The 12372-nt window shown below is 37.2% G+C and carries 9 protein-coding genes; 6 read left to right on the top strand and 3 right to left on the bottom strand.

Going from position 1 to position 12372, the window contains the following annotated elements:
- Positions 1-76 precede the first annotated feature (76 nt).
- The 6 genes from rpoC (at position 77) to tuf (ending at position 8705) form a co-directional block, all read left to right on the top strand.
- Positions 77-3694: a DNA-directed RNA polymerase subunit beta' gene (gene rpoC, locus MHH94_RS13355; RefSeq protein ID WP_048541354.1), complete on the top strand. Its 3618-nt coding sequence runs from the start codon at positions 77-79 to the stop codon at positions 3692-3694.
- A gap of 135 nt (positions 3695-3829) precedes the next feature.
- The gene (locus tag MHH94_RS13350) at positions 3830-4084 is read left to right on the top strand and encodes a ribosomal L7Ae/L30e/S12e/Gadd45 family protein (protein WP_048541356.1); all 255 of its coding nucleotides are present in this window, start codon (positions 3830-3832) and stop codon (positions 4082-4084) included.
- Between the two features lie 91 nt (positions 4085-4175).
- Positions 4176-4598 (top strand): 30S ribosomal protein S12, encoded by a 423-nt coding sequence (gene rpsL / locus MHH94_RS13345; protein WP_025904866.1) that lies wholly within the window; start codon positions 4176-4178, stop codon positions 4596-4598.
- A gap of 85 nt (positions 4599-4683) precedes the next feature.
- Positions 4684-5154, top strand: a complete 471-nt coding sequence (gene rpsG, locus MHH94_RS13340; RefSeq protein WP_025904867.1) for a 30S ribosomal protein S7 — start codon at positions 4684-4686, stop codon at positions 5152-5154.
- Positions 5155-5296: 142 nt separating this feature from the next.
- Entirely contained in the window at positions 5297-7378 is a 2082-nt protein-coding gene (gene fusA, locus MHH94_RS13335) for an elongation factor G (RefSeq protein ID WP_048541359.1), read from the top strand.
- Positions 7379-7514: 136 nt separating this feature from the next.
- On the top strand, positions 7515-8705 hold the full coding sequence (gene tuf, locus MHH94_RS13330) for an elongation factor Tu (protein WP_048541361.1): 1191 nt from the start codon (positions 7515-7517) through the stop codon (positions 8703-8705).
- Positions 8706-8777: 72 nt separating this feature from the next.
- On the opposite strand, the gene MHH94_RS13325 is transcribed toward tuf, so the two are convergent.
- The 3 genes from MHH94_RS13325 to MHH94_RS13315 are packed head-to-tail and all read right to left on the bottom strand — an operon-like array spanning position 8778 to position 12308.
- Positions 8778-9953 carry a M20 metallopeptidase family protein gene (locus tag MHH94_RS13325; protein ID WP_058590877.1) on the bottom strand — a complete coding sequence of 392 codons (1176 nt, stop codon included), beginning with the start codon at positions 9951-9953 and terminating at the stop codon, positions 8778-8780.
- The gene (locus tag MHH94_RS13320; protein ID WP_058610903.1) at positions 9937-11136 is read right to left on the bottom strand and encodes an amidohydrolase; all 1200 of its coding nucleotides are present in this window, start codon (positions 11134-11136) and stop codon (positions 9937-9939) included. Before MHH94_RS13320 ends, MHH94_RS13325 begins: the two co-directional genes overlap by 17 nt.
- 2 nt (positions 11137-11138) lie before the next feature.
- Complete coding sequence (locus tag MHH94_RS13315) at positions 11139-12308, bottom strand: amidohydrolase (RefSeq protein ID WP_058590875.1); 1170 nt, start codon at positions 12306-12308, stop codon at positions 11139-11141.
- Positions 12309-12372: the final 64 nt, after the last annotated feature.

Below are 12372 nucleotides of genomic sequence, written 5' to 3'. Positions count from 1 at the left end.
AACATTTGCGCTTTACATTTGTTATACATTATCAATCAACCGGCACAACTAATTTAAATTGAAGGAGGTAGGCTCCTTGATTGATGTAAATAATTTCCATTACATGAAAATAGGACTTGCTTCACCTGAAAAGATCCGTTCTTGGTCATTTGGTGAAGTGAAAAAACCAGAAACAATTAACTACCGTACGTTAAAACCTGAAAGAGATGGTTTATTCTGTGAGAAAATTTTTGGTCCAACTAAGGACTGGGAATGTAGTTGTGGTAAATATAAAAGAGTACGCTATAAAGGCATGGTCTGTGACCGTTGTGGTGTAGAGGTTACTAAGTCAAAAGTGCGTCGTGAAAGAATGGGGCATATTGAATTAGCAGCACCAGTTTCACACATTTGGTACTTCAAAGGTATCCCAAGTCGTATGGGACTTTTACTTGATATGTCACCACGTTCACTTGAAGAAGTTATATACTTTGCTTCTTACACTGTAATTGATCCAGGTCCAACTGGATTAGAGAAGAAACAATTATTAACTGAAGGTGAATTCCGTGAGTATTATGATAAATATCCAGGTAAATTCACAGCAAAAATGGGTGCAGAAGCAATCCGTGACTTATTAAGCGATATCGATTTAGATAAAGAATTAAAAGAATTACGTGAAGAATTAGAATCAGCAACAGGACAAAGATTGACAAGAGCAATTAAACGTCTAGAAGTTGTTGAGTCATTCCGTCACTCAGGTAATGACCCATCTTGGATGATCTTAGATGTATTACCAATTATTCCACCTGAAATTCGTCCAATGGTTCAATTAGACGGTGGACGTTTCGCAACAAGTGATTTAAATGATTTATACCGTCGTGTTATCAACCGTAATAATCGTTTGAAACGTTTATTAGATTTAGGTGCACCTGGTATTATCGTTCAAAATGAAAAACGTATGTTACAAGAAGCTGTAGATGCTTTAATTGATAATGGTCGTCGTGGTCGTCCAGTTACTGGACCAGGTAACCGTCCATTAAAATCATTGTCACATATGTTAAAAGGTAAACAAGGTCGTTTCCGTCAAAACTTACTTGGTAAACGTGTTGACTATTCAGGTCGTTCAGTTATCGTAGTTGGACCAAACCTTAAAATGTATCAATGTGGTTTACCGAAAGAAATGGCGTTAGAATTGTTCAAACCTTTCATTATGAAAGAACTTGTTGAACGCGAAATTGCAACGAACATCAAGAATGCAAAAGGTAAAATAGAAAGAATGGAAGAAGAAGTTTGGGATGTACTAGAAGATGTTATTAAAGAACATCCAGTACTATTAAACCGTGCACCAACGCTTCACCGTTTAGGTATTCAAGCATTTGAACCTACACTAGTTGAAGGTCGTGCAATCAGACTTCATCCACTTGTAACAACTGCTTATAACGCTGACTTTGATGGTGACCAAATGGCTGTCCATGTTCCATTATCAAAAGAAGCACAAGCAGAAGCACGTATGTTAATGCTTGCAGCTCAAAACATCTTGAACCCTAAAGATGGTAAACCAGTCGTAACACCTTCTCAAGATATGGTATTAGGTAACTATTACTTAACACTTGAACGTAAAGGCGCTACAGGAGCTGGTGAAATCTTTAGTGAAACAGATGAAGTTATTAAAGCGTATGTAAATGGCTATGTTCATTTACACTCACGTATAGCTGTTCATGCAAGATCATTAAAGAACCCAACATTTACAGAAGAACAAAACAATAAATTACTTATCACATCTGTTGGTAAGATTATATTCAATGAAATTATGCCGGATTCATTCCCGTACATTAATGAACCAACGAATTTCAACTTAGAAAAATCAACACCTGACAAATACTTTATTGCACCTACTGATATTCCAGAAGGTGGATTAATCGAGTACTTACAAGATGTTGAACTTGTTAAACCATTTAACAAGAAATTCTTAGGTCAAATCATTGCGGAAATCTTTAATAAATTCCACATTACAGATACATCAGTAATGCTTGATAAGATGAAAGATTTAGGATTTAAATACTCATCTAAAGCTGGTATTACAGTTGGGGTTTCTGACATCGTGGTACTTCCTGATAAACAAGAAATTATTGGAGAAGCAGAAATCAAAGTAGATAAAGTACAAAAACAATTTACCCGTGGTTTAATTACTGAAAGCGAACGTTATGCTGCTGTAATTGAAATTTGGACAAAAGCTAAAGATGATATTCAAGCTAAATTAATGATGTCATTAGACAGCTTAAACCCAATCTTCATGATGAGTGACTCTGGTGCCCGTGGTAACGCATCAAACTTCACTCAATTAGCTGGTATGCGTGGTCTGATGGCTAACCCATCTGGTCGAATTATCGAGTTACCTATTAAATCATCATTCCGTGAAGGTTTAACAGTACTTGAATACTTCATCTCTACTCACGGTGCGCGTAAAGGTCTTGCCGATACAGCACTGAAAACTGCCGATTCAGGCTACTTAACACGTCGTCTAGTTGACGTAGCACAAGATGTTATCGTTAGAGAAGAAGACTGTGGAACTGACCGTGGATTACTTGTTTCAGATATTAGAGAAGGATCAGAGTTAATCGAACCATTCATTGAACGTATTGAAGGTCGTTACTCTAAAGAAACATTACGTCATCCTGAAACAGATGAAGTAATTATTAAAGTTAATGAATTAATAACTGCTGATATTGCTAAACAAATAGTTGATGCAGGTATTACTGAAATGCATATTCGCTCTGCATTTACATGTAACACTCGTCACGGTGTATGTGAAAAATGTTATGGTAAGAACTTAGCAACTGGTGAACAAGTTGAAGTTGGTGAAGCAGTTGGTACAATTGCTGCACAATCAATCGGTGAACCAGGTACTCAGCTTACAATGCGTACATTCCATACAGGTGGTGTAGCAGGTGCCGATATCACTCAAGGTTTACCTCGTATTCAAGAGCTATTTGAAGCACGTAACCCTAAAGGGCAAGCTGTTATTTCTGAAATTAATGGTGAAGTAACTGAAATTACGATCGTTAAAGATCGTCAACAAGAAATTAAAGTTAAAGGCGAAAATGAAATCCGTACTTATAACGCGCCAGGTACTGCTCGACTTAAAGTTGAAGAAGGTCAATACGTAGAACGTGGTGAAGTTATGACTGAAGGTTCAATCGAACCTAAAGGATTACTAGCTGTTGCAGGCTTAAATGCTACTCAAAAATACTTACTTAAAGAAGTACAAAAAGTTTACCGTATGCAAGGTGTTGAAATTTCAGATAAACACGTTGAAGTTATGGTTAGACAAATGCTTCGTAAAGTAAGAATTATTGAAGCAGGAGATACTAAATTATTACCAGGTGCATTAGTTGATATTCATACATTTACTGATGCAAACAGAGAAGTATTTGCGACGCGTAAACGTCCAGCAACTGCTAAACCTGTATTACTTGGTATTACGAAAGCATCTCTTGAGACTGAAAGTTTCTTATCAGCTGCTTCATTCCAAGAAACAACAAGAGTACTTACAGATGCTGCTATTAAAGGTAAGCGTGATGACTTACTTGGACTTAAAGAAAATGTTATCATCGGTAAATTGATCCCTGCCGGAACAGGCATGAGAAGATATACTGGTGTTGACTTTGAAAAAGTTGAAAAAGAAGTAGTACCTGAAGAACAAGTTGTGACTGACTAATATATATGGGCTGTTCTAGGTTCCTAGAACAGCTTGTATTTTATTATAAAAACACCTTAAAAATGATTGACTTTATAACTGTGCAATGTTATTATTGTTAAGGTTGATGAAAGCAGACGCTTTGGAGGATATGAAATGTCTAATGAAAAAGCCTTAAGCTTAAATCAAGACAGTTATGTCATTGGTTTAAAACAGACCACTAAAGCATTATTGAAGCATGATGTACGTCAAGTAATCATTGCTCAAGATGTCAATATTCATATTTTGTCGAAAGTGTTAACAATAGCATTTGAGACAGGCGTTCCGATAAGTTATAGTCCTAGTCGACAAGAACTTGGATCACGCTATGGAATAGAAGTTAATGCGACAGTTGTTGCATTGCTTAAATAAATGTGTAAGCTGTGCTTACTATTTTTATTTGACTTAAAATGAACCACCTGGATGTGTGGAATTAAGAAATGAAGAGAGGAGGACATTAAAGATGCCTACTATTAACCAATTAGTACGTAAACCTCGTACTAGTAAATCACAAAAATCAACTGCACCAGCATTAAACAGAGGTTACAATAGCATGAAGAAAAAAATGACTACTGTATACTCTCCTCAAAAACGTGGTGTATGTACTCGTGTAGGAACTATGACACCTAAAAAACCTAACTCAGCGTTACGTAAATATGCTCGTGTTCGTTTATCAAACAACATCGAAGTAAACGCGTATATCCCTGGTATTGGCCACAACTTACAAGAACACAGTGTTGTACTTATTCGTGGTGGACGTGTAAAAGACTTACCTGGTGTGCGTTACCATATCGTACGTGGTGCTTTAGACACTTCTGGTGTTGACGGTCGTATGCAAAGCCGTTCACTTTATGGTGCTAAAAAACCTAAAGCTGCTAAAAAATAATTTGACATTAAATTTCTGTAAATAACAGTTTTTTAAATGACGATAAATCAATTAAACTTTATAATGAGGAAGGAGGATTACGATTATGCCTCGTAAAGGTCCAGTTGCAAAAAGAGATGTTTTACCAGATCCAATTCACAACTCTAAATTAGTAACAAAATTAATCAACAAAATCATGCTTGATGGTAAACGTGGTACTGCTCAAAGAATTCTTTATTCTGCATTCGAACTTGTTCAAGAACGTTCAGGTAAAGATGCTATGGAAGTATTCGATGAAGCTATCAACAACATCATGCCTGTACTTGAAGTTAAAGCTCGCCGTGTAGGTGGTTCAAACTATCAAGTACCTGTAGAAGTACGTCCAGAACGTCGTACTACTTTAGGTTTACGTTGGTTAGTTAACTACGCGCGTCTTCGTGGTGAAAAAACTATGGAAGAGCGTTTAGCTAATGAAATCTTAGATGCTGCCAATAACACTGGTGGTGCTGTTAAGAAACGTGAAGACACTCACAAAATGGCAGAAGCTAACAAAGCGTTTGCTCATTACCGTTGGTAAGATAGAACTTAGAACCCTAAGCGTTAAAATTATAAAGAGGCTTATTTATAGGTCATCTATAGTTTTTTAAACACTTAGGGTATCAAAGTATCTATATAAACAACAACCAAATATCCAATGTTTTGGAAGGAGTAAGAATACTATGGCAAGAGATTTTTCTTTGAAAAACACTCGTAATATCGGTATCATGGCTCACATCGATGCTGGTAAAACTACTACTACTGAACGTATTCTTTATTACACAGGCCGTATCCATAAAATTGGTGAAACACATGAAGGTGCTTCACAAATGGACTGGATGGAACAAGAGCAAGAGCGTGGTATTACAATCACTTCTGCTGCGACTACTGCACAATGGGATGGTCACCGTGTAAACATCATCGATACACCAGGACACGTAGACTTCACAGTTGAAGTTGAACGTTCATTACGTGTACTTGATGGTGCTGTAACTGTTCTTGATGCGCAATCAGGTGTTGAACCTCAAACTGAAACAGTTTGGCGTCAAGCTACAACTTACGGAGTACCTCGTATTGTATTCATTAATAAAATGGACAAAATGGGTGCTAACTTTGAATATTCAGTTGGTACACTACATGAGCGTTTACAAGCAAATGCTCACCCAATTCAGTTACCAATTGGTGCGGAAGACGATTTCAACGCTATTATTGATTTAGTAGAAATGAAATGTTTCCAATACACTAATGACTTAGGTACTGAAATTGATGAAATTGAGATTCCAGAATCTCATAAGCAACAAGCTGAAGATGCTCGTGAAGCTTTAATTGAAGCTGTTGCTGAATCAAACGACGATTTAATGGAAAAATACTTAGGTGGAGAAGAAATCACAATTGATGAGCTTAAAGCGGCTATCCGTCAAGCTACTTGTGACGTTGAATTCTACCCAGTATTATGTGGTACAGCATTCAAAAACAAAGGTGTTCAATTAATGTTGAACGCTGTTATTGACTACTTACCATCACCATTAGATGTTAAACCTATTATCGGACATAGAGTTGATAACGAAGATGAAGAAGTAATTGCTAGACCTGATGACTCAGCGCCATTCGCTGCATTAGCGTTTAAAGTTATGACTGACCCATTCGTAGGTAAATTAACATTCTTCCGTGTTTATTCTGGTACAATGGAATCTGGTTCATACGTTAAAAACTCTACTAAAGGTAAACGTGAACGTGTAGGTCGTATCCTACAAATGCACGCTAACTCTCGTGAAGAGATTTCAACTGTATATTCTGGTGACATTGCAGGTGCTGTTGGTCTTAAAGACACTGCTACTGGTGATACTTTATGTGATGAAAAAGATAACATTATCTTAGAATCAATGGAATTCCCAGAGCCAGTTATTCACTTATCTGTTGAGCCTAAATCAAAAGCTGACCAAGATAAAATGACTAACGCATTAGTTAAATTACAAGAAGAAGATCCAACATTCCATGCACACACTGACCATGAAACTGGACAAGTTATCATCGGTGGTATGGGTGAATTACATCTTGATATTTTAGTAGACCGTATGAAACGTGAATTTAAAGTAGAATGTACTGTTGGTGCTCCAATGGTATCTTACCGTGAAACGTTCAAAGAATCTGCACAAGTTCAAGGTAAATTCTCTCGTCAATCAGGTGGACGTGGACAATATGGTGATGTTCATATTGAATTCACACCTAACGAACAAGGTGGCGGCTTCGAATTCGAAAACGCTATCGTCGGTGGTGTAGTTCCTCGTGAATACATTCCATCAGTTGAAGCTGGTCTTAAAGATGCTATGGAAAACGGTGTATTAGCTGGATATCCATTAGTTGATGTTAAAGCTAAACTATATGATGGTTCATATCATGATGTAGATTCATCTGAAATGGCCTTCAAAGTTGCTGCATCATTAGCACTTAAAGAAGCAGCTAAAAAATGTAACCCTGTAATCTTAGAGCCAATGATGAAAGTTGAAATCGTTATGCCTGAAGAATACATGGGAGACATCATGGGTGACGTAACAAGTCGTCGTGGACGTGTTGAAGGTATGGAAGCACGCGGTAACGCTCAAGTTGTTCGTGCATTTGTTCCACTTTCAGAAATGTTCGGTTACGCTACAAACTTACGTTCTAACACTCAAGGTCGTGGTACTTATACTATGGTATTTGACCACTACGAAGAAGTTCCTAAATCAATTTCTGAAGAAATTATCAAGAAAAATAAAGGTGAATAATACATTCGCTTTAATAAATTGATTTTTTCATCAAAATGATTTATAAATTAACTATAGGTTATCCTCATGATGGTGAGTAACCATCATGAGGCTTAAATAAAAAATAATTTTTAATATGAATAGGAGAGATTTCATAATGGCTAAAGAAAAATTTGATCGCTCAAAAACACATGCCAATATTGGTACTATCGGTCACGTTGACCATGGTAAAACTACTTTAACAGCTGCTATCGCAACTGTATTAGCAAAACGTTCTGGTGACGGAGAAGCTCGTTCTTACGACCAAATCGATAACGCTCCAGAAGAAAAAGAACGTGGTATTACAATCAATACTTCACATATCGAATACGAAACTGAAAAACGTCACTATGCGCACGTTGACTGCCCAGGACACGCTGACTATGTTAAAAACATGATCACTGGTGCTGCTCAAATGGACGGCGGTATCTTAGTAGTATCTGCTGCTGACGGTCCAATGCCTCAAACTCGTGAGCACATTCTTTTATCACGTAACGTAGGTGTTCCTGCATTAGTAGTATTCTTAAACAAAGTTGACATGGTTGACGATGAAGAATTATTAGAATTAGTTGAAATGGAAGTTCGTGACTTATTATCTGAATATGACTTCCCAGGCGACGACGTTCCTGTAATTGCTGGTTCAGCATTAAAAGCATTAGAAGGCGACGAAGCTTACGAAGACAAAATCATGGAATTAATGGATGCTGTTGATACATTCATCCCAACTCCAGAACGTGACTCTGACAAACCATTCATGATGCCAGTTGAGGACGTATTCTCAATCACTGGTCGTGGTACTGTTGCTACAGGCCGTGTTGAACGTGGTCAAATCACTGTTGGTGAAGAAGTTGAAATCATCGGTTTAACTGAAGAATCTTCTAAAACAACTGTAACTGGTGTTGAAATGTTCCGTAAATTATTAGACTTCGCTGAAGCTGGAGATAACATCGGTGCATTATTACGTGGTGTTGCTCGTGAAGACGTTAACCGTGGTCAAGTATTAGCTAAACCAGGTTCAATCACACCTCACACTAAATTCAAAGCTGAAGTTTATGTATTATCTAAAGACGAAGGTGGACGTCATACTCCATTCTTCACAAACTACCGCCCACAATTCTATTTCCGTACTACTGACGTAACTGGTGTAGTTAACTTACCAGAAGGTACTGAAATGGTTATGCCTGGCGACAACGTTGAAATGGACGTTGAATTAATTTCACCAATCGCTATTGAAGACGGTACTCGTTTCTCAATCCGTGAAGGTGGACGTACAGTTGGATCAGGCGTTGTTACAATCATCGAAGCTTAATTCGATATTGAACAAACTTGATTAAACAAATTTAAAGCCGAGACATTAAGTTGTCTCGGCTTTTTTTATGGTTTATTTTTCTAATTCATCACTATGTTCAATAATAGATAAGAATAATTTGACGCTATTTTGTAATGCTTGTTCATCTAAATCGAATTTTGGATGGTGATGCGGATAAGTCGCTTTAAGTACTTCATTACCTACACCAGTAAAGAAATATGTTCCTGGAACATGTTGTAAGAAATAACCAACATCTTCGCCACCTAAAGAAGGAGGGAAATCGAATGCTTCAGTAACTGAATCAATTTCTGATGCAAGTTTTTTAGCCCATTCTGTTTCTTTCTCATGATTAACTACAGGCGGATAACCGTCGTGATATTTCAAATGGCATTTAACACCATAGCTTGATTCGATACCGTTTAATATGCCGTTCAAACGTTCTTTAATTTGATCTTTAACGTATGGTAAATATGTTCTAATTGTTCCAGATAATTGAACTTTATCCGCGATAACATTGAACGCATTACCACCTTTAAATGTGCCGAACGTTACGACAGCCGATTCTAAAGGATCAACTGTTCTTGAAACGATACTTTGTGCTTGGACAATCAATGAAGATGCAGCAACGATAGGATCTTTAGCTAGTTGTGGCATAGCACCATGTCCACCTAATCCTTGTATATCAATTTCAAATGAATCAGCTGCAGCATACGCTGGTCCAGAACAAAATCCAACTTTATTTGCGTCAATATGACTTGCTGTATGTGTTCCGAAGACATAATCCACACCATCAAGTGCACCGGCTTCTACCATCGCTTTAGCGCCACCAGGAAGTGACTCTTCAGCATGTTGATGGATTAATACGACATTACCATGAATATCTTGCTCGTGCTTTTTAAGTATTTTTGCAGTGATGAGTAAACTTGCCGTATGCGCATCATGACCACAAGCATGCATCACACCATCGACCTTAGATTTATAAGGTACATCTTTCTCGTCTTGAATAGGTAATGCATCAAAATCAGCTCTTAATGCAATTGTTGGTCCTTCATGTCCACCGTTTATATAACCTAATAAGCCGTTACCACCGACATCTCTTTTAACTTCGATTCCAAGGTTTTCAAGATAATCAGCTATGTATTTCTTTGTATTTTCTTCTTGAAAAGAAAGTTCGGGATGTTGATGTAAATGTCTTCTAATTTCTATTAATTCATCCATATATTGATTAACTTCAGTCGTTAATGTCATGAATATCATTCCTTTCCATAAACTTAAATGTTGTGAGTAAGAAGATACGTACAGCGTTTATTAAGCCTTGCTCATCAATATCAAACTTAGGATGATGATGAGGGAAGTCAGCTTTGAAATGTTCGTTTCTCGTGCCTGTATAGAAAAATGCACCAGGAACACGCTGTTGATAATAAGAAAAATCTTCTCCACCCAAACTTGCTTCTAATTCTACGAGTTCTTCAACGCTATCAATCTCTTTGGTCGCTTCTAATATAAGATCAGTTTCCCGTTCCGTGTTAATTACAGGAGGATACCCTTTACTATATTTCAAGTCGTAAGTAACATCAGTAGAAGTCGCAATGCCTTCTAATACTTTCTTAAAGCCTTCTATGACGCTTGTCTGTGTGTCCGAGTCGAAAGTCCTAATCGTCCCACCAATTTTACATGTATCTGGTATGACGTTATTCGTTTCTCCAGCATTAAACATTGTAATGGATAGAACGGCAGGAGAAAGTGCACTTGTTTTACGTGAAACAATGTATTGTAAATCGTTACATAATTGTATACCTGCAGCGAGTGGATCAATCAATTGATCAGGATGTGCAGCATGTCCACCTCTACCTTTCAAAGTAATCCAAAAATCATCTGGGATACCTGTCGTTGTACCGTATTTATAGCCGATTTTACCAACATCTAAATGACTAGATACATGTTGTCCGATAATCGCATCAACACCTGTTAAACACCCATCAGCAATCATTTGAATGGCACCACCAGGATCGACTTCTTCAGCATGTTGATGAATAAAGACGACACGGCCATTAATTTCATCTTTATGTTCGGATAAAATTTTCGCAGTCATTAGCAATACAGCCGTATGGGCATCGTGACCACAAGCATGCATGACGCCATCAACAGTTGACTTGTAAGGTACTTCCTTTTCATCTTGGATAGGTAATGCATCAAAATCAGCTCTAATCGCTAATGTAGGACCTTCTTTATCTTTATTTAATGTACCTACAACACCACGTCCACCGACTCCTTCACGAACGTCAATACCTAATTCTCTTAAGTAATGTGCAATATAAGCAGGTGTCTTCACTTCTTCAAAAGATAATTCCGGATTCATATGTAAATATCTTCTGATTTCAATCATTTCATCATAATAGTCTTCAACTTTTTGTAATAAAATATTTTTCATTCTTATAGAACACCTTCTATCTCAAGTACTTGAATAAACATTTGTGTCGTCGTCTTCATCGCTTCTTCGTCTAAATCAAACATAGGATGATGATGAGGGGCAGTTGAGCCTTTATCTTCATTACCGCTACCTGTTAGGAAGAAACAACCTGGACGATTAAGTAAGTAGTATGAGAAATCTTCACCAATCATCATAGGAGGGATGTCTTCATAAGTTAAATCTAAGCGCTCAGCAGCTTCTTTAACCACTTCATATTGTTCTTTGTGGTTGACGACTGTAGGATAACCTCTACGGTATTCAAAGTCATAAGTCGCGTTATTTGCTAAACAAATCCCTTTTAAAATACGTTCAAGCTCAGCTTCTATTGTGTCTTTAACTTCTGGTTTAAACGTTCTAACTGTACCCGCTAAAGTAGCTGTATCACTTATAACATTAAAAGCAGTACCCGCATCTACTTTCCCAACTGTAATAACTCCTCTGTCAATTGGATCTATATTTCGAGAAATAATTTTTTGGATGCTAGAAATATATTCTGCAACGATTACAATTGGATCGATTGATGTATGAGGTTTAGCGCCGTGACCACCTTTACCTTGAATGGTTACTTCAAAGTAGTCAGGTGATGCCATCATTTCATTAGGACGTGTCTTAATTGAAGATGTTTCATGACCGCTCCAAAAATGGTTTCCATAAACTTTATCGACACCTTCTAATGCACCATCATCAACCATTGGGCTAGCACCGCCAGGACTTAATTCTTCTGCATATTGAAAAATAAAAACAACATTCCCTTTAAGCAAATGTTGATGTTCATGCAGTATTTCACAGAATGTTAAGAGTGTAGCGGTATGACCGTCATGACCACATGCATGCATAACACCATCCACAGTCGATTTATAAGGTACGTCTTTTTCATCTTGAATAGGTAAAGCATCAAAATCTGCGCGAAATGCAATCGTTTGACCAGGTTCGTTCCCTTTTAATTTAGCGACAATGCCACGTTCCCCGACTGGCGCTTTAATCTCTAATTTATCTAATTTCTTTAATTCAGATAAAATAAAATCATGAGTTTTCTCCTCATGATAGGATAGTTCAGGATTTTTGTGCATATGTCTTCTGATGTCTACAAGTCGATCGAATTTTTTATCTACTTCTTCTTTCCAATTAACCATTAATAAACCTTCTTTCAGTTCTTTAAAAATATAATATGATAATTGTAGCAAAATTTATAGAAAA

It is taken from the genome of Mammaliicoccus sp. FSL K6-3158 (genome assembly GCF_038005105.1).
GTDB classification, from domain to species: Bacteria; Bacillota; Bacilli; order Staphylococcales; family Staphylococcaceae; genus Mammaliicoccus; species Mammaliicoccus sciuri.
This window is presented reverse-complemented; position numbering and strand designations above follow the sequence as displayed.

Bases quoted from the DNA above. Each gene is read 5' to 3' on its own strand.
- MHH94_RS13350 (WP_048541356.1), top strand. From the start codon at position 3,830: ATGTCTAATGAAAAAGCCTTAAGCTTAAATCAAGACAGTTATGTCATT.
- rpsL (WP_025904866.1), top strand. From the start codon at position 4,176: ATGCCTACTATTAACCAATTAGTACGTAAACCTCGTACTAGTAAATCA.
- rpsG (WP_025904867.1), top strand. From the start codon at position 4,684: ATGCCTCGTAAAGGTCCAGTTGCAAAAAGAGATGTTTTACCAGATCCA.
- fusA (WP_048541359.1), top strand. From the start codon at position 5,297: ATGGCAAGAGATTTTTCTTTGAAAAACACTCGTAATATCGGTATCATG.
- tuf (WP_048541361.1), top strand. From the start codon at position 7,515: ATGGCTAAAGAAAAATTTGATCGCTCAAAAACACATGCCAATATTGGT.
- MHH94_RS13325 (WP_058590877.1), bottom strand. From the start codon at position 9,953: ATGACATTAACGACTGAAGTTAATCAATATATGGATGAATTAATAGAA.
- MHH94_RS13320 (WP_058610903.1), bottom strand. From the start codon at position 11,136: ATGAAAAATATTTTATTACAAAAAGTTGAAGACTATTATGATGAAATG.
- MHH94_RS13315 (WP_058590875.1), bottom strand. From the start codon at position 12,308: ATGGTTAATTGGAAAGAAGAAGTAGATAAAAAATTCGATCGACTTGTA.